Source organism: Paraburkholderia sp. J10-1, from assembly GCF_905220165.1.
In the GTDB taxonomy this organism is placed as follows: Bacteria; Pseudomonadota; Gammaproteobacteria; order Burkholderiales; family Burkholderiaceae; genus Paraburkholderia.
In genome coordinates, this window is sequence record NZ_CAJMYW010000003.1 from 218,525 (window position 1) to 241,015 (window position 22,491).

Genomic DNA, 22,491 nt, shown 5'->3' on the forward strand with positions numbered 1-22,491 from the left:
TCCCGATATAGTTAGCTTGTTCGATCTATACGCTTGCGCACCCTATCTGCACCCCGATAGAGCCGCGCGCCTCGTAGTCGAATCAACGCGCCTTAGCGCTGCTGATCGCGCGCCCCGCCAGCCGAGATGCCTTCGCCTCCTGCATCGTGTCCGCATTGCCGAACTGCGCCTTGTATGCTTCGCGGCCCGCATAAGTCGCCGCTGTGTAGCCGTCTTCGAGCTTCACGACAACGCGCACAGCAAGGCCAGCCTCGATCAGTTCGTCGCGAGCGCTCTTGCTCGGTACGTCGCCGTCCCAGCATGGACCGTTCTCCACGAGTGCAACCAAGGTGTCTATGTGCTTCCCTGAAATATTCATCGCAATTCCTCCTTACTCAGAAACCCGGAAGTAGGCACATACGCGCCTAGTGACGCGATCAATTCGTCCACCGTCTGAATACGCTCCCCAATCCAGCGCATGGGCGGAATCGCCATACTGTTCCCGAGCGCCTTGTAGCGCGGGCCGTCGGCGGCAGGTTTACCGCGCAGGGTGATGCGGGTGTAGTCGTCGGGGAAACCTTGAAGGCGCTCGCATTCGCGCGGGGTTAAGCGGCGAACAGCAGATCCGACCATTACGCCGTTATGCCGGCGCGGCCCGTTATTCGCGTCCAAGGTCGCATGCGTATCGCCAAGGCGCACGCCGGATTGCGAGGACTGAAACGTAATGGCGTGCATCTGAATTTGTTTCGCCATCGTCGGCGCTGGCAATGCAGCATCGACACGTGAACGGTTCGCCTTGCTTGTGATCTGCTGGAGATCGAACGCAACAGGAACAACGCTGTCGCATGTATCAACATCGGTTCCATACGGCCGCGCTCCACCGGTTGCGTTGCCTCCAGCTCGAAGCGTTGGGGCGACCACCGGCACTAGCGGCGTACCGCGCCCCGTTCCGTCCTCGGTGGTGTCGAAGCCCTCGCCGCGCAACAAATGCGCCACGAGAAGCGTTTCAGTTTCGGCATCGATGCGCTGATTGCTGGTCGTCAGTGCTCGAGCGACGCCGGGAATCAATCCTCCGTCGCATTCGAAGTCCGTGCCGAGTCCGCCACCACCTTTAGTGCGAGCGCTAAGGGTCGGGGCAATTCCTTTCCCCGCTTCGCGGCTCGGCGCAGGATTCCCGAGCAGGCTTTCGCGCTCAAAAAGTACCGCGGCTGCACGTCGCCAGTCTCCAAGGTGTCCGACAACGAACACACGGCGGCGTCGCTGGGCCACTCCGAAATATTGAGCGTCAAGAATGCGGTAGGCGAACCCATACCCGAGTTCTGCCAGCCCCCCGAGCAGGGTTCCAAATGCCCTACCTCCGTCTGCCGACAGGACGCCGGGGACGTTTTCCCATACCAGCCAGCGGGGCCGATATCTTGCAGCAATGGCAAGATAGGTAAGCATGAGGTTGCCACGCGGGTCTGCCAGTCCTTTTCGGAGTCCGGCGACGCTGAAGCTTTGGCAGGGAGTTCCGCCGACGAGAAGATCGATAGCTGCATCGGGCCATACCTTGAAGTTCGTCATGTCGCCGAGATTCGGCACGGTCGGATAGTGATGCGCGAGCAAAGCGCACGGAAACGGCTCGATCTCGCTGAACCATGCCGCGCGCCAGCCCAGTGGATGCCACGCGACACTCGCGGCCTCGATCCCCGAGCAAACGGAACCGTAGATCACACCGCCTCCCATAAAAGCTTTTGTCCGCGCAGCAGTTGGTCGGTATCGACGCGCGGCCTCGCTGGCGTGTTCCAGTTGCCGCCACCGCGCGCGCCGACGAGTCGCCATCCAGCGCCACGAAGGCTCGAACCACCCTCGGCAGGCAACGTGTAGGTGATCAACCGCCGATATCCGAGCGCGCGCGTCGCGCGCCAAGCGGCGCCGTAGAGCATCGAACAGGCGTTACGCGTGCCATCTGTGCAGCATCGACTCACCTCGAGGGTCCACCCGTCGTCGTTGCCGCGTGCTACAGGGCGCCCGACGATCGCGACACCGCACACCGCAGCGCGCGAGTCGACCGCAGCGATGCTGAACTTGTGGCCCACGACTGGGCCGTGGTGCCGATGGTGCGCGGCAACGAATGCGTTCGCCTCATCGAGCGAGATCGGGGAGACCGTCAGCACGAGCCGATCTCCAGCGGGAGCGACGGCTGTCGCAGGCGATCGCGCTGCAACGGCTCGTATTCGCAGTTCAGTTCAAGGCCGATGTAGCTGCGCCCGAGGCGTTGAGCGACCCGGCCGCTCGTGCCACTACCAAAGAAAGGATCAAAGACGACATCGCCAGCACGCGAGCCTGCGAGCACGCAAGGCTCAACGAGACCCTCGGGAAACGTAGCGAAGTGCGCGCCCTTGTATGGTTGGGTATTGATATTCCAGACCGAACGCCGATTCCGGCTGCCGCCAACGTCAGTCCAATGTTCATCGTTCCCGCGGGCACCATTTGCGTCCATGTACGACAGGCGTGCATCGCGCTTGAAACCGTTGCCAGACGCATGCTCGCTCACAGCGGGCTCTTTGATCGCCTCGTGGTTGTAGTGGTAGCGCTCTGATTTCGAGAGCAGGAACAGGTACTCGTGACTTTTCGTCGGGCGGTCAGTCACGCTTTCCGGCATGGGGTTACCCTTCGACCAGATGATGTCAGAGCGCAGATACCACCCGTCAGCGCGTAGTGCGAAGGCGAGCATCCACGGGATGCCAATCAGGTCTTTCGGCTTGAGCCCGGAGGCCTCTGGAATCGCGCTCGTTCGAGTCATCTTCGCCGGATACGCGCCGGCTTCAATTCGCGCAGCTTGGATCTTCGATCGCTCACGAACATTCGCAACGGACCTTCCGGCCATCTGCCCGGTGTTGCCCTGGCGTCCTTGCGAGCCCCACGAGCCAGCGTAACTGTCCCCGATGTTCAGCCAAAGCGTCCCATCATCAGCGAGCACGTCGCGCACGGCCCGGAATACTTCGACCATCGCCTCGATATAGAGGGCGGGTGTCTCTTCGAGGCCAAACTGGCCGGCGTGCCCGTAGTCGCGGAGTCCGTAGTACGGCGGCGACGTCACGCACGTCTGCACTTTCACGCCGTCAGCGATCATGGCGCGCATCGTGTCGCGGCAGTCGCCGAAGTGGCAGCGGTCGAGCCAATCATTGAGCCCCATGGTCACTCCACGAAATGGTAAAGAAACCCGAGCAGCAACAGGACCGCGCCGGAGAACGGCGAAGCGACGGCGATCCACGCAAAGACCGCCGCCCCGCCAGCTATTGCAAGCCCTGCCCCAACCTTCACTTCCCCTCGCTCCCTATCGTTGTGCCTGCACCGAAGAAAATTCCCATTTCTATATTTCATCATGAGTATATAGGCGTTTCTATCTCTAAAGGCCAGCTTTTCGCACAGACCGATTTACGTCAGCCCTCCGTTGACTCTTTGACTCCCGCAAACGCTCACCTTTCGCCTGTGAGGGAAAGGGACGCGATTGAAGACGATTCGCCGATTTGAGCTCCCGGCTCGGCCAGTTGTAGCTCGCGCGGCTCTCGCCGGTCCCTGATGTCTTCATCGGCCGCGACGGCCATCGCCGCTTCTCGCGCGCGTCATCTTCCGGCGCCGTCGGTCGCTTCGTAATCGGGCGAGCACGGCGCACCGGCTTCGTCGCGAGATCGGCTTCCTTCGGCCAGAGCCCCTTGCGCACCAGGATCAAGCGGCTCGTATCCATTCCGCGCTCGAAGCAGCCAAGCACAAAGCCGCGCGTCATCCAAGCCGGTCGCGGCGCCTGGCCGTCGAGAATCATGTGGCAGAAGTAGCACGCGTAGGCGCCAAGGTGGTCGACGCGCTTGAGCTTCTTCCCCAACGCTTTCCCACCATCCAGGATGTTGGCGTGCGCCCAGACCGTCTGCTCACGGTCGTAGCTGCAGATGCCCGGCAGGCGCAGCGTGCATTCTTCGCCGCGCGCCGAGTCCGTAATCTTCGACATCGTTCAACCCGTTTGTAGCCGATTCACTCCAACATTCGCCGCTCGGTGCGTGCTGTTGCCCGGGGCGGATATCGCCTCGCAAGCCAGACCTGCCCCTCCGGACTGACTAGCGTGACAAGTCCCGGTGCGCGCTGTGCGGCTCCCGAGTCGTAGTCATCGTCACCAAGATGCACGAGGAAAAAGCCGCTCTCCACGTACTCCCGCAGCGGCAGCCCGTCGTCCGTCAGAATTTCATCGTCGATCAGGCGCTCAACGAACCGCTTGTAGCCCAACGTCATCCCCACATACCCGATCGTGGAGCAGTCGCAAAGCCGTTTAGCCGTTTCCCGGTCACTCGCAATGACCATGCCCTCTGCGCACGCATACGCGCGCCATGGCCCCGATCGTTTCAACCTGCCGACAGCAGCAACTTCTGTCTCGTCCTTGCTTGCCGAAAGATTCATTTGTCTCACCCAAGCGATGAAAGCCGATCTCTTGTTGCGATGCGTCTCGCCGGCCCCCGGATTGCCGCGGCGCAGTCCGCCCTCCTCACAACCTCGATCTGCTCTATATGCATATCGTAAGTACGACACACGGTCAGAACTCCTGAACCGTCGACCGCCAGCCCTCCTGGCCGGTCTGCACGCAACTCTATCCGCAACGGTGCGTTTCGCGCTTTTATCATGTCTTGCGCATACAACTTTCCCAGACGGCACCTGTAGAGAACAGGTGTAACGTTTGCGAACGCAAGACAACGCGCCGCCCGATTGCAACCCTCGACCCTATTCATCGAGCGCCCCTGCCGGAAGGTCGAGCCTGTCTGCGTAGCGCTGCACCAGCCTTCGCAACCCGCTAACGAACTTCTCGGACGGACGCGGGCTCCGGGCCCGTCCTCCGCGTCGGCCGTTGAGGTGATAACTGACATTCGCCTGCTGGCAGCCGAGCTCCTTCGCGATTGCCACTTGCGTGAGCCCAACCTTTTGAAGTGCCTGGATTGTTTCGGAGATGCGCATGTTCGTCTCGTTCGTTTCATCGGGAGCGAACCGCATTCCCGACATCCTTACCGGTCGGACAAGTATAAGCATTTCAATAGATGGAAACAACAGACCAAATAGATGTTTGATTGACGATCGACACGTAGCCGGTGCCACGTCAAAGTTTGGCCGGGTTTCGAATGGTGCTATTTCATGGTATAAGCACGCCCTGAGGCATGGTCATTTAGCATGGTCATTTCTGCTCTTCGCGTGACACCGCGCGCTGACGCGCCGTCGTTGGAGTGCATCGGGCTGAGCCGTCAAACGCATCTATAGACCACCATCAAATAGCGGGGGGACGATGAATTCGACAGTTAAAGCACGGGGGTGGCCACCGCGGCCCTGTCGCCAAGTTGAAACATCCTCGGGACTCGCACCGTGACTGTGGCCCGACACGACAAAGTCAACGTGTTGGCCAAAATGGCCAACACTCTCAACGCCATCGAGCAACCTTTCATGAAGAAGCAAGAGTCAATCGGCGAACGCGTGCGCAGAATACGTCTGAGCAAGAACCCTCCAATGTCACAATTGGAGCTGGGCGAGCGTGCGGAGCTGCGACAGCCGACGATCTCCGCGCTTGAGAAAGGACGCTCAATCTCGAGCGGCAAGATCGCGAGCATCGCTAAGGCACTCGAAGTCGACGCTCTTTGGCTTGAGACTGGCCGAGGCACGCCAGATTTGGCTGAGGGGCCGAAGGGTCTAAAGCAACAAGCCGGCAATCAACCGGAGCTTCGCACAATCAAGCTCCTGCCCTCCGCCGGTAGTTGCGGCGGAGCCGGACCCGCTCAAGTTAAAGTTTCCGACCTCGAGAAACTTTGGTCTCCAGTCATAAAAACTAAGCAATTCTTTGAGGCCCGCGGTTTAGATCCAAAGTCTGTAGTCGCAGTCATCGCAGACGGTGATTCAATGTATCCCAGCATTGTTCACGGCGATCTATGCCTCTTTGTTGCCCCTCCCTCAGCAGCATTTGAAGGCGGACACGTCTACGCGCTCGGCACGCCAGCAGGCGTCCGAATAAAGCGCGTCCAAGTCGCAACAACCGGCGACAAAGCAACCCTCACGAGTGTCAACGAAGACAAGCACAGATATCCAGACGAAGACATAACCGTCGAGCAATTGACCAAGTTCAAGTGTTTGGGTCGTCTGCTAAGTCGTGAAGGCTGAAAGAGCCAAGCTGGAAACCTAGGTCCCCCAACTCCGCCGTAATTCTTTGTAAAAGACAGGGGGCAAACGCCTCCTATCTAGTTTCACGCTACTTGCATCATACGCAAGCTTGCACCCGATCAATCTCCGCGCACGCAAACATAGACATTTGAATTGACACCCTCGATCGGAGCAGAATACGCTTCGCTCATCGATATATCTATATCGACAATATCGTTGATTGGATCGGGAGTGCTCTCATGATTACGTTTTCGGTCAAGGTCAAGACGCCTCAAGGGGACGTGCTCCGTTTTAGTGCACTTGGGCCGTCTTCGATGGACGTCTACGAGACGGTGCAAGAGTCTAGTGCTGAGCGCTTCGGCGTATGCGGCGTAGCTGTTACGCCGCTGCGGCGCCCTCAATCTCCTTCGCACTACCAATGACTCAAAGGCTGCCTGTTCTCGAAAGGCCTAACCCCGGGTTCGCTCAAAAGCGATTGCGCGAGCTTACCGGGCGCCCGCCCGCGCATGGCTTCGACGCGATCGCAGATGGCGAGGATGCCGCAGAGCTTCCCTTTCAACCGGATTACATCAGGCGAAGTGCCACAGCGGGCAAGGCAGCAGCGCTGCCGCCCACCGACGGGAGATCTCACGATGAACTCAAAGACCAGCCTTAGATCGGGCTTTCAAGTCCTCGCACGCTGGGTCGCGTGTGCACTGGGCCTTTGGTTGTACTGCATCGTGCAGGCGTATATGGACAAGCCTGCGAGCGCTCCAACGTTCGATTGCGCAAGCGCGAGCGTCGAGCACGGCGCGGCAACTCGGCTCGCAAGCCTGCGCACAATGTGCCCGTCGCGTGCCCGTCCTTCGATCCAATTGGCGAACTGGAATTGTGACAACGCAGTGACCAGGACCGATTGCCGCACCGAGGGGTAACGAGCATGTTCACCGCGTTGGGAGTCGCTATCCTCGTTGAGTCGGCCGCCAGCATGTCAGGCCGGCGTCTCTATGGTGGCCTCGAGCGGCAAAGCCCTCCCCGGAACTCTCGACCGGGTCGCTCGAGCGCCGCCACCCTCTCGCGCGCAATACGACCACTCCACGGCGATTCAGCCATTTCGAAGGCGCTGGCCTGAGCGTCAACCCTGACGCCGCTCAACGTTTTCAATTATGGGATAATTGTTTGACTGCTGAATGGGTATAGTGCGCGCTTGGAGGGTAGAAGCTCCAAACGCAGCGGCCGCCACGCCCGTCAGCCCGTGGATTTATTGTGTCCAGCCTCCTTTCAGAGGCCGGGAGTGCGGCTAACACAATACCCGCAAGGGGAATACGCCCACCGACTGCGTTCGGCTTCTACCCTCCCGGCCACCACCCGGAGTTGTGTAGAAGCGACTCCGCGATGGTTTCAAAGCTCACGCAGGAGTCGCTTCATGGCACACCCACAACAGGGCGCGCTCGCGCTCGACCTTAGTTCCCCCGATTTTTCCTTTTCCTTTGAAGGTCATCCAATTCGCGGTGTCAAGCGCGATGGAGAGCCGTGGTTTGTTGCCGCCGATGTCTGCCGAGCCATTGGTATCGGCAATCCAACCAAGGCGCTGCACGCGCTCGACGCTGACGAACAAGCCCTTACTTCAATTCAGGGCTTAAGTCGCGGTAACGACCAAGCCAACATCATCAACGAATCCGGCCTCTATACCCTCATCCTTCGCTGCCGCGACGCTGTGAAGCGCGGGACACTCCCTCACCGCTTCCGCAAGTGGGTCACCGCCGAAGTCCTGCCCGCCATCCGCAAGCACGGCCGCTATGAGCAGCCCGCCCCTATCGTCGACCCGCAAGACGATCTCCCCACCGGCCCCCTCTCCTATGCGCAGATGACCGAGCTCACGCGCATCGTTCACCTCATCGCCGGCCAGTTCCGATACGACCGTACCGCGAATAGAGCAGTCTGGGCGGCGCTCAGGCGCGCCGCGAACTGCCCCGCTCCGAATCCGTTCGAACACCGTCATATGCCGATCCTGCTTCAAGAGCTTCGCCGGTTGCTCGTGCTCATCGCCAACGGCCGTGAAGCGCTCGGTGAGGCCGAAACAATGCTCATTCGGCGCGTAATCGGACGTGGCGAAGAAATCACGAGTGTCATTCGGGAGATGAAGCAGGAATACCAGGAGTCGATATCGTCATACCGTGAGCAGACGATCCGGCGCCTTGGACTGTGGGCGCGTGGAGAAATGTGGGCGTTACTGGTTGCGTAACGTAGGCCGGGGGAGTTGAGCACTCCCCCCTCTAGTCGAACTAGTGACCGTGATTTACCAGGAAGTATGTCGCGGCGACCAAGGCCGAACATATCGTCGCGACGTACGTGACGAATTTCCACGTCTGCGCGTTTATCGCCTTGTGCAATTCAACCCGAAGATCTGACAGATCCGCCTTGGTTGCTGTAATGTCAAGGCGCGTTTCAATACGCGCGAGGCGATCTCGCGTCTCGAAATTCGCGTCTTCCAGTGCTTTGACTCGGGCTTCCATAGTTTGATCATCTCCCCCTCCGCCGCCGGAGTCAACGCGCTTTCCGGCAGGGAACGAGACAACATTGGTGTGCGGCGAATTATACGCCATCGCCTTCCTCCATCACCTTCTGCGCCTGCCACTGAGAGTATACGGTGCCACTAAACAATCTGACGAAGCCGCAGTTCTGACAGGCAGTAACGATGACCGGCTGAAAGTGACGACCGTCGAGTACCGATCCATCTTTTCCGCCGAGTCGCGGGACTGGAAACATAGTTAGCGCAAACAAGCTAGTCATTGGAGCAACGGTCCAATCTAGATGTCCGCACGCATCACATATTTCTTTCACGCCTCGTTCGCCAAAGAACTCTGTCAGCTTTGCGATGCGCTTGGCTTCGTCATCTTTGTCTTCCATCTGCTGTTCCATAGTCGCATCCTCTCGGCACCCTGGAGTTCATGACGAACACATCAGAAGCAAGCCGATTGTCCTGGCGTCAACCGAACTACTTCGCGTTCACATCACCCGATTGGGCGATCTTCGTCATGATGTCCTTCTCGTAGGCGTACCAAGCCGCAAGACAGGGCTTGTCCTTACAGTTCTTCTCCCGGTAGTTCCATTGCTTCTTAATGCGCTCTCCGAAGCCCGCTTGGTCTTGCACTGCGTTGCGGGCCTGCTGAACGAGGTCGGCGAGTTCACGATCCGACGTCGCCAACGCGGAGTCGCCACAGATCAGGTATTGCGCAACCGTCCCGGGCTTGCTGCAGTCGAAGCTCGTTTGCGGCGCGCTAGCGTCCCCGCCGACAGATTGCTGTGCCTGCGCTGGCACGTTCGCCTCTGTGGCTGTTGGCGTAGTCGCGGACGGCACAAACTGAGCTTGTGGCATCGTATTGCCTGACCCCTGTCCGTATGGTTTGAGATGTCCCGAGATAGCATCGGCGAGCATCGCGCCTATAATCGAGTCCGGCGCCACGCGAATTGTCTCCGTCTTCCGCACCACAGTTGTCACCAACGCTCCGAACACAACTCGGGCGAGAGTCTCCGATTTCGCATAATTGCATGGCGACTGACAACTCACACGATTGGATATCTCCGTGTCGCTTGCATCAGTACCAAGAAGCAGGATGACGTAGGTGCCGTTGCGATTGCCGACGTAGCGCATCATCTCCAATGCCTTTGTCGCCTTCCCGGCGCGCACATCATCCTCACTCAGCGCTGGCTCGTATCCGTAAGTCCCATCCGATTCCGCCATCGAATAATTGTGACTCGGTGCAGCCTCGGCTGCCGGCGGTGTTGGCGCCGGCGGTGTTGTCGCTGGAGGTGCTGACGCTGCCGGTGCAGATGAAGGCGCCTGAGTACTCGCCGCTGTCGAGGTATCAGAACCCTTCCAGCACCCAGTCAGGATCAACGCAAAAGCGGCAATACAGCCAATCGCTTTTCTCATTTTTGCTCCCTCTATTCTGTAATTTGCTCGGATAACTAAGAAATATCCGAGAGATTCGGCTCACGATGTATCCGTTGTGCAGCCAAACCGGCGCAGCAGTATCGCAGAGGGAGAAACGCAGCGCCTCGGCTTACGTCAAACCGCCGGCGCAAAGGCGCTCAAAGACCAATCGAGTATGTCGTAACGCCGAAGCCGAAATGCGCGGTGAGTACCTGACGCCGCGGCAACTTTCCGGGCGCCGCAATGGCGAAGTGCGCCCACGTGCTTTCGAAGATAATTTGATCGTAGGGAATCTTGCTACCCGCTAGCGCCCTGCAAATCGCTAGCGGCGTACCATAGCCTGGACAAGTGAGATCGGCCGCCAGCCCCTGGACGTGCGCGCTGGACAGCGCACCACCTACGGCCCTGTTTAGCACCGGACAGCGATACCCGGACGAGATCAGGATCGGGCGATTGCCAAGTAGTACACGCACGTCCTCGAGCGCATTTGCGAGCAGTGTCAGGTTCGCGACGATATCGGGCGTCGGCGTGTTGTCGATGCTCTTCCGCGCCGCGGTCTGGCTAATGATGAATTCGGAAAGAGCGAAATTCTTGGAGAGCTTGGCTTCTGCAGTCATGGCGGATCCTGGCGTCGATGACGCGAGCAATCGCTAGCGACGGCGAAGCACGCCCACGATCACGTTGCCCAGACTGCCGAACGCGCGTATGACCGCATCGAGCCGTTCAACGACCGCTAGCTGTAGCTTCGTACCCGAGTCGCGCGCTTTCTCCCACTCCTTGAATGCCTTGCTCGCGAATAGCATCTGGAGGTCGGATCGGTGCATTGACAGCGCCGTCTCAAAGTCGCGACCGAAGTTTAAGAACAAGTTCGCGACAAGCTCGTTATGATTTTCCAGTGACTGAAATCGCCAGGTCTCCGATGCAGGCGTCAACGAGAAATCGCGCCGGGGGCACGACAGCGCCCCCGCCCTCTACGACCAGGCCAAGCTTCGGGAGAACGATGACGCCCTCCTGGTCAAACCAGATCCGGAAGAACTGGCAATCCTTCTCGAGCGCGGCACGATAGCCGGCGTAGAGGCGATCCATCTCGCTCGCCGGCATCGCCTGCAAGTGCGCGATTCGTTGGCGCACCCAGTCCGTGTAGCCCGACGGCTCCCCGATCGCGTCCGGTGGTTCGTCCTTTCCCGGCCGCACGAGCTGCGCTGCCATCACGCCAATCATCCAGTGCTCGCGGCCCGGGTACTCTGCTTCGAGCTGCAGCGTCTCCAATGTCTCGGCGGCGGCGCCGGTCAATGGCTGAAGCGCCCAGTTGTCTTCGCAGGCCTCAAACGTGCTCGGATCCGCCGGGTCGATCGCCATGTCCAGATAGTCAGAAAGGCGCGAAGTTTCCGTCACCGAATAGTCCGGTCCATCGTCGCGTACGTGTGTGCAGTAGTGCGAAAGCACTAGCGTGCGCTCCTGTACCGTCCAGGCGCGTGGGTCGGCAACGTGCCGCTTCGACGGCGTCTCCGCACGCTCGACACAGCGCGCGAGGAATTCGGACATTGCTTTCTCGTGAGCGGCCGGCGGAACGTGGCAAAGCGCGATCTCGTCGCCGATCGTGAGTTCACGGAGGCGGACATCGAGGCGGCGCGTTCTGATGGGGGCAAAGGTGATCATTTTCGGGTGTTGTAGGCAGCCGCAATGTCGCGGCGGTCAAGCGCCGTCAGCGACGAAAGGCCAATCTGTACGCTGCTCTGGAGAATTACGCCGCCCTTCGAACGGGGAACCGTTATCGGCTCGGACACGCTCTCGACCACAAGCGGCAGATAGGATTTGTTGCCATACTGCATCGCGATGAGCTGCGGGGAAACCGACGGAAACACGGTCTCAACGGCGCTCTGCCCGCCGCCTTTGATCGCATTCGCGACCAGACCTTCGGCCGCCAGATATTGCGGAACAGACCATGCGAGCAGTTGATCGATCGGATCCTGAACCTCCGAAACTGGATCTTTGAGCGCCCGAAAATGCGCAGTGACGGAGATCTTCACGGGCTGCATACCCAGAAAGACCTGGGTTGAATTCAGCTTTGTAATGCCCGTGCGCCCTTCCGCCTGCTTGAGCAGGCCGCCGACAGATCCCGCGTCCTCCGACATCGACTTACCCGTGATCGTCTGGTACAACTCCTGGGCTTGACCGCCCTGGAGCAGCGCGGACAGCGTTGGAAATAGCGCGTTTGAACCTGAATTTTCGAAGGGCGAATGCCAGTTCATCGAGATTTCGCGCGCGCCGTCCGTGATCGGCGCCCACACCTCAAACCCGTTGTCGACGGTGTAGTTCTCGGATTGCGAAACTTCGCGCGATCCCGTGTCCTGCTGCCACCCCCCGCCGCCCTCCACGCGCTTGACCGGGTAGAACTTCGCGATGAGAAAAGGGGAAAGACCGGTCCAGTCCGAAGACAGGATGCGAACTTCCCCCTTGTCGAGCGCCGAATCGGCTCCGGCCATTACTTGAGGCCCGCGCGCCGACGGATGCGCATCGAGCGCATGCGTCGCATCATCGCGCGCGCCGAATGTGCCTTGCGCAGCATCTTACGGACCGCCAGCTTTTGCTTCGCGCTCAGGCGCACGCGGCCAGAGATGCGCTTGCGGATTTTGACCTTCTTCCCTTTGCGAATGACCATGCGCTTCTTGTACACAGCGTCGAGCACCATTTCGCCAGCGGAATCGAAGATCGACTGTTCCGCGTCATCATCGAACGCGAAATCGTCCAGGTCTTCCTCCGCATCTGCCTCGTCAGTGGGAATCGCCTCCACCAGTGCGTCCTTCACGCGGGCGGCCGTGTCGTCGTCCCAATCGTTCAGCAGTGCATCACAGTCATCGTCCGAGATGCCCTTCGCAGCCATGTAGTCCCAGATCGCGTCGAGCAGTTGTTCGCCGATTGCCGCTTCGTCGTCGTCGATCTCGCCGTCTTTATCGCCGTCGATCGCGCCGACGACGAGCATCTGGAGGCGGTCCGACAGCGTTTCGCCGTCGCCGAGGTCGTCGTTCGGCGTGGCGGCAAACTCCTGCACGATCGAAGCGGCTTTAAGGCGAAGGTCCGTCGATGCATACGTCGCGCCATTCGGCGCATCGCTTTCGTCGTCGTCGTTCGCGCCATCCAGCACGAGCCGCCGGTTCGGTGCGGGCTTCGCTTTCGGCGCGGGCTCGAGCAGCGGGCGCATGAAATCGGACCCGGGATATTGCGTCAGCATTTTGAATTCTCCTTATCGGGAAATGGTTTGCGTCACGAAGATCGCGCGCGCAACGCCGTCGTAGTGCAGGCCGTACGTCACCACGTAGGCATCGGCCGGTCGGAGCTTGTGCCGGGCCACCTGAAAGACATAGCCCTTCTCGCCCAGCGCATCGTTGTCAGACGGTACGAGCCATTTCGAGGATCCAGCGGCATCGAAGAGATCTTCGAGAAAGCGCTCCATGCGGCCGATCGCGAGATCCATGGGCAATTGAAGGGTTTCACGTCCGTACTTGACCACCATGTCGTCGATCGACGATGACATCTCCGCGACGGTGATCAGCTTTCGGTACGATGTCGCGACCTTCGCGCTCGTGAGCGAATCGGTGAATGCGTACTTGCCGCCGCCGTTGTAGCGCACAAACAGCACCGGATTGATCTTCGCGAGCGCGAGACTGTTCAATTGCGGGTCGCTGGGAGTGCAAAGCTGACGCACGCCAGTGCGGCGTAACGGCCATTCCTTGCCAGCGATGGGATAGTTCTTCGGAGCGAGCCCATAAGCGTTCGCCTGAGCGTTGCGCGCGCAGCGCAGGCCCGCCTGATAGCCGGAAAGACCGATAACGGCCTTGCCGCCGTTCACCGGATCGTCCGTCTGGAGGGGCGCCCAGTAGAACTGGACATAGTGCGTATCGCAGTTGAGCTGACTCACGAATACATCCGCCGCCTCAGGCGTCAGGCCGCCCGGGATATCGACGATGAATTGCCGATTGGCGCGAATGTGCATCGTCGCCATCTTCGAAATGAGCGCCACGGCTTGCGTGCCTGCGCTGATCCCGTAGCCGTAGTCGTACGGCGAGGTTTCGAGCATCGATACCGCTCGGTCGTAATCGTCCGCGGTGTATGCGGTACCGCCCTCTTGAAATAGGATGAGCGGCGTATCGCCCGTCGACGCGAGCTTTTCCGTGCCATCCGCATTCTTCCCGTAGAAGTCAGCCGCGACCGGAATGAGCGCGGTAGAAACGGAGGTCAGTTCGATGCTGTCGAGCTGCGCGGCAATCAACGTGCCGATGTACGCATCCTGGCCGTAGTCGTCAATCGCGGTGTGGTCGAGCGAACCGGTCGCTTCCACGCGGATCGTCCCGTCTGGCTGACGTACGCGTACGGTCACCATGTCAGTCGCGACTCGCTGATTGTTCGCGTCGTACTTCTCGACGCCGTTGACCTCGATCTTGACACCATCGTTGTAGCACTCGAGGTCGCGCAAATAGAAAACGTAGCCCGTGGTTGGCGCAGTCGCGCTGGCGGCAAACTTCCAGGTACTGCCAGTGATCGAGAAGACCGCATAGCTGTTCACGGCGGCCGGCGTGCTCAGCCGCACGACGACGTCCTCAATCGCTCCGTTGTTTGCCGCCTCATACGCGTGGACGTACGCTTCGTTGAGCGCGGAAACGCGCAGAGATTCGGGAGCGCCAAGGCGCTCGCGCAGCGTGCCGCGGTCAACCTTGAACGCCGCGTCAATGCGCCCACGCTTGAAACGCCCCACGAGCGCAATCGTCTGGTCGCCCTGATCCGGAGCAAACCCCTCAGTGTTGTCCTGCACCGGATTGAGCTGGACGCCCGGCTGCGCCCCTAGCTGGCGCGTGTGCGAATAGAACATGCTGACTCCCTTCTAACCGGATGCGGGGCGCTTACTGCTGCTCGGTGTCGTCTGCATCGACAAGACGCAGAGCGGGCACTTCGCGATCCTCGTACGATCCATTCAGCTCGAGCAGATGCTCGCAATCGACTTCGATACGCGCCTTTTCGTCTGCGTCGCGAACCGTAACAGGTGCCGCTTTGCCCGGCTCGACGTAGACACGTGCAATGACGTAGGGCATCGCCGTGTCGTTGACGATTTGCATTTGACGCGGGAATTCTGGCGCCGCGTCCTCCCGCGTAGCGGCTACCTTCTTCGACGTTTGCAGCTTCGTGCCCTGCTTTGCCCCCTGGGGCTCCTGCGGATCGGCTTTGGGAGTTTCCGGCGTGGTCATGGAGGCCTTCCTCTGTGTTTCTGAATGGTGAATAAGACGGCGCGCTTTGCGCGCCGCCGTCGGCTTTACTTGAGGTTCTTCACGTTGATGACTGCGCAGCCCACCGCGGACATCTGGTGCGGGTTCACGTGCGTGAAGCAGCGCGAGCTAAAGCCGTAGCCGGACTTGAGTTGCTCAGTCGTACCCAGCGGCTCGAAGAACGGCGCTTGCGCATCGCCGAAAATGATCGGACAGCGCGCCGTTTGCGAACTGCGGCCGACTGCAACGATTTCCGATGCCGTGCCGTCCGCGGTCTCGTTCGCCTGTGGGTTGTAGTACACCTCGTACTGACCGAAGAGCTTGCCGAGACGGTAAATGCTCGGGCGCGCGGTGATGCCCGAAGGTTCGAACAGTTCACCCGGCATCGCCTGGAACTGCGTTCCCACGTTCTTGCCAACGTAGAGGTGCGTCACGCCGTGGTCGGCCGTGTCTTCTGCCATTTGCTGCGACACCGCGCCGACGTGCGAGGAGAAGTTCTGCCAGATTTGCGATTGCGACTTCATCTTGATCTGGTCCTGGTAGTCGTAGTCGAACTCGGACTTGTTCGCAAAACGACCGATCATGCGCACCTTCTTCAGCGCGTTGTAGTGGCGTTCCATGGCGAACTGGGCTCTGACCGCCAGCATCGCCTCTGCACCGGCATCCACGCCGACTTCGTTCGCGAACTGCGACCGCGCTTCCGGCGTGACCTGGTAGACCGCACGGAACGGCGCGGCGAACAGCGAGAACGCACTTGCCTGCACTGCCATCTTTGGCGTCTTCGTATCGTCAGCTTCGTAGTCGACGAAGGCTTCCACGGTCACGATCGAGCCATTCGGCAGCGCGGGAGTCGGTGTAACAACGATTTCACCGGTATCCGGCTTCACCGTGCCCGCCAGCGCGTAGTCCTGGCCGTCAAGTCGCACGATGCCGCCGATGTTGACCTGCGCAGAGGTCGAGGGCGCATTTGCCACTTCCATTGCAGCCATCAGGCCATTAACGTAGATGATCGTGCGCCCACGCAGAAGGATGATTGCGTCGCCCGCTTCGGTCTGCGCCAGGAACGCGAATTTGTAGTCTTTCCCCGAGTTCGGCGCGCTGAGTTCGAGCGTGCGAGGCGCGCCGAGATACACGCCACCCGACTTGACACCGTCCATCAGGTCGCCGCGGCTGTAGTCGCCCCAGTCGCTTGCCGCCTGGTGCGCCACGACGATCAGTCGCGCCTCGTTGCTGCCTTGATCGACCGGCAGATAGCCCGCGAAAGGCGTAGCCTCGGAAAGCGCGCTCAGGATCGCGATGACCGGTGCGTTAGTGGTCAGCGAGATCTGGTCGTGGTGCGAGTTTGTCGCCGAGTCGTATACCGACCGGCATTGATGCAGCGCCGAGAGCAGCAGATCACCGTGCGGCAGGAAGCCGTGTTCGCGTGAGTGAACCGTCGCGCCGTCCAGAACTGCCTTGATCAGTGCCGACTCCTGGGCTTCCGGAGCCTTGCCAAGCAGTTCATTGAGTACCTTGGGCACTTCCGCTCCGGCCTCGTTCTTTGCGGAATCGAGCAGATCCTTCGCGGTGGCGGCCGAGTCGAGAATCAGCCCGGGTTTCGGCTGCGCTGCCATTGCGCGATTGACGTAGTTTTCGAGCGAGTTCTGGTCTTGCAGCGTGTACTTCTGGCTGGTTCCGTTCATATGGCTACCTTGATAGTGATGGTATGGTCCTGATCCATGCACGGAACGCCGTGCAATTTCAGCTACTGCAATTCTCCGAGCCGCGAATACGTGGCCTCGCTGCGCTTTTCCTAAGCGGCTTGCGCGACTTGTGCCTCGAGCACAACCACACGTTGCTTCGCGCCTTCGATCGCTTCGTCTACTACCGCGATGCGCTCGCGCAGTTCCTGTTCGATCTTGGGCGCCGCCGTGCGGATTGACGGCGGTAGTGCCACCTTCACGCGAGTCAGCGCCGCTTGAAACCGCTTTCGACCACGATCCATTGCGCCCACGATTTCGCTTATCGCCGCCACATGGTCGTCTTGTGCCTTGATTGGGAGCGCCTTGCTGTTCAGCTTCACCTGGCCGACATCGCCCGTCGCAGTGACGCCGACCAGTACCGTCTGGCTGTCCGCGAAACCAAACTGCACTTCTCGGTACTCGACGCCCGCGAGCCGCTTCACTGTCGGCAGTACGTCCACCGATGCGACCGTCGCGCCGGCGCGCAGGAAATACCGCGATGCCTTTTTGATCGCGGCGTCCTTGTTTGAAAGGTTGAAAAAATCGAATACGAGGTTCTTTTCGGCCATATCGTTCACCCTGATTTGGTGGGAGCGTCCGTCGGAGCGTGGTCGCCATTCGTGTTGTGCTTGTGGCCCGACGTGCTCACGCCATTCGCCATAACATCCTTCGTGAAGTACGCCCCACCGTCGACCTTAACGGCATCGCCACCACCTTCCCCGCCCTTGCCCGCCATTCCGCCGTTGAACGTCAGAAGCTTCTCGACAGTCAGCGTCCCGGTGATGCGCGTGTCTTTGCTGTCGATAAGCGTGGTTTGCGATTCGATCACTGCCTGCTGGGTCTTCACGTGTACCGTTGTATTGGCGATGACTTCAAACGTGTTGTCCGCGTTGAACTGGAAGTTTGCGTGCTCAAACCGTCGCCAATCAATGTCGTTTTCCACGTTGCGCGGCCTGAAGCCCACGATCACTGGATAGCGCGTGTCTCCACATTCGAACGCAAGCCATACCCGGTCGCCGGGCTTGATTCGGATTTCCGTGTTCTCGCTGCGATCGCCCATCGGATTGCAGAGCTTCGCCTGAGGCATCTCCGCGGCCCCGTCAGTTAAACCAGGGATGCGCACCCGGTAGATGCGCCGCTTCCGGTCATCGAGCGATACGGAATCCACCTCCGCGGGCATGAGACCGATCATGCGAGCACTCCGAGCCAGAACCGCGAATACTGTTGCGCACCAGAGCCGTCGGTATCGTTCTGCTCGTAGTGCGCAGCCGTGATAACGGCATAGGGCGTGCCGCGAATCGATAGCACGTCGCCCGCGCGCACAGTCAGGTTCGGTGCTGCCTTGATGACCTTGCGGCGCACGAGGATCGCGCTCATATAGTTGAGCTCCCGCACGGTCTTGGACGGCGTGTAGTGCACTGTCCGCGAAGGCCCGCGCGCGGCCCCGAACACAAACTTGCCGTCTGGGCCAGTCGACACATAAACGGGAATCTGGTCAGCCTCGAGGAACTCACTGCGCAGATCTTCGGAGACCTCGATGTCGATGTTGGTGCTCGGCGTCTGCTTGAAGATATCTTGCACCCGCATGGCGGCTAGCTGCTGCTTCCGCCATGTGATCACCGCCGCCTCTTCCTGAAGCAGGCGCCCGATGTGGAACGTCGGCACGTCGCCGACGAGGCAAGCGAAACGCCCGACGGGGAAATCACCGGTAACGGGCATCGTTGCCCCGCACGCGCGATAGATCCCTCCGAGCGTTGCACTGCCAAACACGACCGCGGAACTGCGCGGGCGCGCCACGCCCACACACCCCCGCGGAAACGCGATGATGCGTGTCGCCGAAATCGGCTCGCTACCCTGTACGCCTATCGCGTTGGGCAACGGCTCCGTCTTGACGATTTGGAATTCAACCTCGTTGACCGTGATGATCTTGTCCTGCTGAAAGTCCGTTGCGGTCGCCTGAGTCGTGCGGATGCCAGCTTCGAATGTGAGCGGAATCGGTGCGAGGTCATAACGTAGGCACGCCGACACCACGAGATCGCCGCGCAGACCGTTCACGTCAATCATCAGGGCTCACCGTGAACGGCAACTGAATGAACGCGAACCGGGGAAGGTCCGAGAGCTCATACTGGCGGATATCAGATTCGATCTGATCGATTGATCGGCCGGGCACATCGACGCCCTGGCCGCGTGACGCTTCCCACCCACGGGCGTTCTCGCGCTCCACGTACAACATGAACAGGGGCTTCACAAGCGACCATTCCGAATCGGAAAGGACCGTCTCGCATAGATCGCCTGCTTTGCTGTCGAGGTGTGCGCGACTCGGCGGCTTCGCGATGTCGGCCCACCCGAGGTACTGGCGAAGTGCATTCGATGCTTGACGCTCGACGTCCTCGTCGCTGACAACGAGGCTGAAAGACCATGCGCACGTCGCCGCACGCGATCGCAGGCTCGGCCAGTCGCTCATCAGATGTTGCCCTTCGATTGCTCGCCGAAGTAGTGAAAGAACAGCGTGCCGGAGATGTTGAGCACCTGACCACGGTTTTCCCAATCGCGGTCGGGGTTGTCGAATACAAAGAAAGCGTCCAGGATCCGGACCTTTCGCTTGTACTCCTCCATCGTGCCTTCATAGACCGTCGCGTTGAACTTCGCGCCGTCGGCCACCACCGCCTGCACGAACGCTGCCACGTGACCCTCTACGGTCTCGAGGAACGTCACCTGGCCTTGCTGATTGATCTTCAGCTGTTGGGGCTGCCAGGCTGCTGCGCCAAGCGGCATCGGCACCTCGATTTCGCCGGCTGGCGAAAGGATTGGCCATGGGAACTGCTTGCAAAGCAGACGCAGGTCTTCGTGGTTGTCGATGACGAACATCGCATCCGAAGAGACTGCTTTATCGCCCATCGCCTTGACCATTCGGTAGGACGATTGCAGATACGTGCCACTCTTGACGACCATGGGCGTGCTCCCGCTGAGCAAGTTTCGATTCGCTCACTCTATGGGGAGGTGCGCGCGGCACGCGCGCGGTTTTTCCTATCAGCTATCCGGAGATCCCGCCGGACGCGATATGTGCCATGCGGCGGTCGCTTACGTCCTGACCAATCAGCCGATTGTCCGCCAGCACAACCTGCATCGGATAAGAGGGCGATAGAGGCATCTGGAACGACGCTTGAGCCACGGGCGGCGGCGCCACTGCCGTAGGCATGGAGAAGACAGGCTGCCTCAACGGCGGCATTGACGCCACTCCTATCGTGGGCATTGAGCCAATTGCGGGCGCAGACGTGGCTGTGCTGGCGGTCTTGTTCTGCGCAACCGCCTTATCGGGTATCCCGATGAACCCGCCGGCGGAACCCGCAACCGTGCTTTTGAATCGGTCGTCGAGTGCCTTTCTGTTGAGATCGATGTACTCTGCAGCAGTCTTTGCCTTGTTGCCACCATAGTTCAGCGAAATGGCCTTCTGAATGTCCGGCGACAGATCCGAGATCGACTTGCCCTGCTGCGCCCCCTTGATGACTTCAATCGCCCCCGGACCGAGCTGGTGCATAAGATAGAGATTCTCAGACGTCGCCGGCAGATTCGCCGCACGCAACCGCTTCGCATTCTCCTGTGCGAGCGACATGCCTCCAGCGATGTTCTGGTCTGCGTCAAAACGATCTTTGATCCCCACGCCCGATGCGGTTCTACCCACGAATTGATAGATACCAATCGCGCCAGTCGGGGATACTGCATTGCTATTGCCACCGCTCTCCATCGCGGCGATCTTGAGCATTTCCACAGGGTTCAGGCCGGCTGCGAGTGCTTGATTGACGATCTTCTGCTGAATCTCGCGAGGCATACCGCCTTTGAGCGAAGCATCGGTGTTCGCGCCGCTTGCCTTTAGCTGCCGGATGCGCTCGGCTTCATCGCCGGTGTAGGTGCCCATGGCTAGCCCCTCTCCTCCCTTGATGCCGCTCCAATCGGCCTTACCCCGATAGCCTTTATCAAACTTCATGCGCCCCGCCTCAACAAGGCCCGCCCCCCACGCGCCAACCTTCCCGCCCCAGTCCTTCACAACCTCGACGCTGTCTTTAAGTACCGTCTTTGCCGTCTCCTGCACCTTTTCGACGTCAATGCCCAACTTATCCTTGAACCAATCCTTCGCAGACTTAACGAGATCGTCCCAAGCAGTCCCCAGCGTCTTGACACAGGTGTCCCACATGTCGGTTATCGACTTGGCCACCTTCGTCCAGTCGACATCCGCCAGCCAGTTGCCTACCAGCTTCCCCAATTTGTCGCCCATCATCGCGCCGAGCACGCCGCCGATCGGGCCGAATATTTCGCCGACGATGGCCCCCAGGACACCACCCAAACCGCGGCCAATGCCCACGAACTTGTCTCGGCGGTTCTGCTCGGGGCTCTTGCTCGGGTCGTCGTGCCCGAACAGGCTCATCACCGCGCTACCGCCCGCCATGAGTGCGCCGAGACCCGGTATGCGCCGCAGCAACTTGCCAACGGGCCCGAGAAACTTCATCCCCCCCTTCGCGAGGCCGGGCAACAGCTTCGTCAAGCCCCGCCATCCGAGCTTGCCTACCTTACCGATGAGACCAAACAGCCCGCCAAGAATCCCGCCCATCCCTAGTCCCGGCAACCGGATACCGGACAGCAAGCTGGAAAACAGCCCGCCGCCCCTGCCCTGACCGGTACGCTTGTCGATCGACTTGAGTGTCCGAAGCTGTGCGGTATCGAACGCGCTCTGCTGGCGGCGCGTGAACCGGAGTTCGAACCAGATGCGTCCTAGCCACGACGACGACTTGTCTTTCGCGAACCCAAAGCCGCGGCCGAGCACTGCCTTACCCACCGATGCGACAAGGCCCGCCGGTCCTTTCACAACGCGCGCGGCCTCCTTCGCCGCCTCAATCGCGGGGTCCACCTTTTCGATCTCACCAACATTCACCGCGGCGGCCAGCTTGCCCTCCGCTGCGCCGAAACCGTGACGCAGCTTGGCGAACGTTCGCCTGAACCACGACAAGTCGCCTGGCCCTGAACCTCCGGAGCGTCCACCGCCTCCTACAAAGCGGCCCCGCGCGTCACGGCCGTTGACAGGTGCCGAGCCCTCACGACTTCGGCGCGCCGCTTCCTCCCGCTTCACCTCTGCGTGTTGCTCCGCCTGCTGCCGGGTTAGTGTCTGCACGGCTTTGGCAACGGGCGCCACCGCGGTAGCAGGGACAATTGCGCTCGCACCGCCGACCGCGACGAAGCGCCCACGTGCGTCGCGCGTGCGCGCGATCACCGAATTCGCGCGCGGAACATCGCTCGCCGGCGCGCGCTGGCCGCGGGGCCCACGGCCGGTTCGCACTCCCGATTTCAGTATGTCGAGAATCGCGCTCGTGTCGGCATGAATGCCGGTGAGCTCGTTCCCAAGGTCGCCGAGTTTGGTCGGCTTGTCGACAATGAGGAACCCCTGCGAATCGAATTGCAT

At 60.4% G+C, this 22,491-nt stretch carries 26 protein-coding genes; 2 read left to right on the forward strand and 24 right to left on the reverse strand.

Features of this window, described 5'->3' with window-relative positions; genetic code table 11:
• Nucleotides 1–82: 82 nt before the first annotated feature.
• From U5A65_RS13610 to U5A65_RS13640, 7 genes are all read right to left on the reverse strand, one after another.
• Nucleotides 83–358: a hypothetical protein gene (locus U5A65_RS13610; protein ID WP_321946552.1), complete on the reverse strand. Its 276-nt coding sequence runs from the start codon at nt 356–358 to the stop codon at nt 83–85.
• Nucleotides 355–1,692 (reverse strand): DNA cytosine methyltransferase, encoded by a 1,338-nt coding sequence (locus tag U5A65_RS13615; RefSeq protein ID WP_321946553.1) that lies wholly within the window; start codon nt 1,690–1,692, stop codon nt 355–357. The genes U5A65_RS13610 and U5A65_RS13615 overlap by 4 nt, the downstream gene beginning before the upstream one ends.
• Complete coding sequence (locus tag U5A65_RS13620; RefSeq protein ID WP_321946554.1) at nt 1,689–2,135, reverse strand: XF1762 family protein; 447 nt, start codon at nt 2,133–2,135, stop codon at nt 1,689–1,691. The genes U5A65_RS13615 and U5A65_RS13620 overlap by 4 nt, the downstream gene beginning before the upstream one ends.
• A complete protein-coding gene (locus tag U5A65_RS13625; protein ID WP_321946555.1) occupies nt 2,129–3,157 on the reverse strand; it encodes a site-specific DNA-methyltransferase in 1,029 nt (342 codons plus the stop codon). The genes U5A65_RS13620 and U5A65_RS13625 overlap by 7 nt, the downstream gene beginning before the upstream one ends.
• A 213-nt stretch (nt 3,158–3,370) precedes the next feature.
• Entirely contained in the window at nt 3,371–3,967 is a 597-nt protein-coding gene (locus U5A65_RS13630; RefSeq protein ID WP_321946556.1) for a nuclease domain-containing protein, read from the reverse strand.
• Nucleotides 3,968–3,990: 23 nt separating this feature from the next.
• Nucleotides 3,991–4,410 carry a hypothetical protein gene (locus U5A65_RS13635; RefSeq protein ID WP_321946557.1) on the reverse strand — a complete coding sequence of 140 codons (420 nt, stop codon included), beginning with the start codon at nt 4,408–4,410 and terminating at the stop codon, nt 3,991–3,993.
• A gap of 318 nt (nt 4,411–4,728) precedes the next feature.
• Nucleotides 4,729–4,995: a hypothetical protein gene (locus U5A65_RS13640; RefSeq protein WP_321946558.1), complete on the reverse strand. Its 267-nt coding sequence runs from the start codon at nt 4,993–4,995 to the stop codon at nt 4,729–4,731.
• Nucleotides 4,996–5,400: 405 nt separating this feature from the next.
• Here U5A65_RS13640 and U5A65_RS13645 point away from each other — a divergent pair, with 405 nt between their 5' ends.
• Nucleotides 5,401–6,144 carry an XRE family transcriptional regulator gene (locus U5A65_RS13645; RefSeq protein WP_321946559.1) on the forward strand — a complete coding sequence of 248 codons (744 nt, stop codon included), beginning with the start codon at nt 5,401–5,403 and terminating at the stop codon, nt 6,142–6,144.
• A 1,405-nt stretch (nt 6,145–7,549) separates the two neighbouring features.
• The gene (locus U5A65_RS13650) at nt 7,550–8,368 is read left to right on the forward strand and encodes a Bro-N domain-containing protein (RefSeq protein WP_321946560.1); all 819 of its coding nucleotides are present in this window, start codon (nt 7,550–7,552) and stop codon (nt 8,366–8,368) included.
• A gap of 40 nt (nt 8,369–8,408) precedes the next feature.
• Here U5A65_RS13650 and U5A65_RS13655 read toward each other — a convergent pair whose 3' ends face one another.
• The 17 genes from U5A65_RS13655 to U5A65_RS13735 all read right to left on the reverse strand — a co-directional run bounded on the left by U5A65_RS13655 (nt 8,409) and on the right by U5A65_RS13735 (nt 22,491).
• Nucleotides 8,409–8,729, reverse strand: coding sequence for a hypothetical protein (locus U5A65_RS13655; protein WP_321946561.1), 321 nt, complete (start codon nt 8,727–8,729; stop codon nt 8,409–8,411).
• Entirely contained in the window at nt 8,719–9,045 is a 327-nt protein-coding gene (locus tag U5A65_RS13660; protein WP_321946562.1) for a hypothetical protein, read from the reverse strand. Before U5A65_RS13660 ends, U5A65_RS13655 begins: the two co-directional genes overlap by 11 nt.
• Nucleotides 9,046–9,121: 76 nt before the next feature.
• On the reverse strand, nt 9,122–9,868 hold the full coding sequence (locus tag U5A65_RS13665; RefSeq protein WP_321946735.1) for a hypothetical protein: 747 nt from the start codon (nt 9,866–9,868) through the stop codon (nt 9,122–9,124).
• A 350-nt stretch (nt 9,869–10,218) separates the two neighbouring features.
• Nucleotides 10,219–10,677: a D-Ala-D-Ala carboxypeptidase family metallohydrolase gene (locus U5A65_RS13670; RefSeq protein WP_321946563.1), complete on the reverse strand. Its 459-nt coding sequence runs from the start codon at nt 10,675–10,677 to the stop codon at nt 10,219–10,221.
• A 33-nt stretch (nt 10,678–10,710) separates the two neighbouring features.
• The gene (locus U5A65_RS13675; RefSeq protein WP_321946564.1) at nt 10,711–10,884 is read right to left on the reverse strand and encodes a hypothetical protein; all 174 of its coding nucleotides are present in this window, start codon (nt 10,882–10,884) and stop codon (nt 10,711–10,713) included.
• A 58-nt stretch (nt 10,885–10,942) separates the two neighbouring features.
• Nucleotides 10,943–11,719, reverse strand: coding sequence for a hypothetical protein (locus tag U5A65_RS13680; RefSeq protein ID WP_321946565.1), 777 nt, complete (start codon nt 11,717–11,719; stop codon nt 10,943–10,945).
• Nucleotides 11,716–12,546 carry a hypothetical protein gene (locus U5A65_RS13685; protein WP_321946566.1) on the reverse strand — a complete coding sequence of 277 codons (831 nt, stop codon included), beginning with the start codon at nt 12,544–12,546 and terminating at the stop codon, nt 11,716–11,718. The genes U5A65_RS13680 and U5A65_RS13685 overlap by 4 nt, the downstream gene beginning before the upstream one ends.
• Nucleotides 12,546–13,292, reverse strand: coding sequence for a hypothetical protein (locus tag U5A65_RS13690; protein ID WP_321946567.1), 747 nt, complete (start codon nt 13,290–13,292; stop codon nt 12,546–12,548). Before U5A65_RS13690 ends, U5A65_RS13685 begins: the two co-directional genes overlap by 1 nt.
• Before the next feature lie 12 nt (nt 13,293–13,304).
• Nucleotides 13,305–14,927, reverse strand: coding sequence for a hypothetical protein (locus U5A65_RS13695; protein WP_321946568.1), 1,623 nt, complete (start codon nt 14,925–14,927; stop codon nt 13,305–13,307).
• Nucleotides 14,928–14,958: 31 nt separating this feature from the next.
• Complete coding sequence (locus U5A65_RS13700) at nt 14,959–15,300, reverse strand: hypothetical protein (protein WP_321946569.1); 342 nt, start codon at nt 15,298–15,300, stop codon at nt 14,959–14,961.
• Nucleotides 15,301–15,365: 65 nt separating this feature from the next.
• On the reverse strand, nt 15,366–17,000 hold the full coding sequence (locus tag U5A65_RS13705) for a hypothetical protein (protein ID WP_321946570.1): 1,635 nt from the start codon (nt 16,998–17,000) through the stop codon (nt 15,366–15,368).
• A 110-nt stretch (nt 17,001–17,110) separates the two neighbouring features.
• Nucleotides 17,111–17,608, reverse strand: coding sequence for a hypothetical protein (locus U5A65_RS13710; RefSeq protein ID WP_321946571.1), 498 nt, complete (start codon nt 17,606–17,608; stop codon nt 17,111–17,113).
• Nucleotides 17,609–17,613: 5 nt separating this feature from the next.
• On the reverse strand, nt 17,614–18,231 hold the full coding sequence (locus U5A65_RS13715) for a hypothetical protein (RefSeq protein WP_321946572.1): 618 nt from the start codon (nt 18,229–18,231) through the stop codon (nt 17,614–17,616).
• The gene (locus U5A65_RS13720; RefSeq protein WP_321946573.1) at nt 18,228–19,103 is read right to left on the reverse strand and encodes a hypothetical protein; all 876 of its coding nucleotides are present in this window, start codon (nt 19,101–19,103) and stop codon (nt 18,228–18,230) included. The genes U5A65_RS13715 and U5A65_RS13720 overlap by 4 nt, the downstream gene beginning before the upstream one ends.
• Complete coding sequence (locus tag U5A65_RS13725) at nt 19,096–19,503, reverse strand: hypothetical protein (protein ID WP_321946574.1); 408 nt, start codon at nt 19,501–19,503, stop codon at nt 19,096–19,098. Before U5A65_RS13725 ends, U5A65_RS13720 begins: the two co-directional genes overlap by 8 nt.
• The gene (locus U5A65_RS13730) at nt 19,503–19,949 is read right to left on the reverse strand and encodes a hypothetical protein (RefSeq protein ID WP_321946575.1); all 447 of its coding nucleotides are present in this window, start codon (nt 19,947–19,949) and stop codon (nt 19,503–19,505) included. Before U5A65_RS13730 ends, U5A65_RS13725 begins: the two co-directional genes overlap by 1 nt.
• Nucleotides 19,950–20,073: 124 nt before the next feature.
• Nucleotides 20,074–22,491, reverse strand: coding sequence for a transglycosylase SLT domain-containing protein (locus U5A65_RS13735; protein WP_321946576.1), 2,418 nt, complete (start codon nt 22,489–22,491; stop codon nt 20,074–20,076).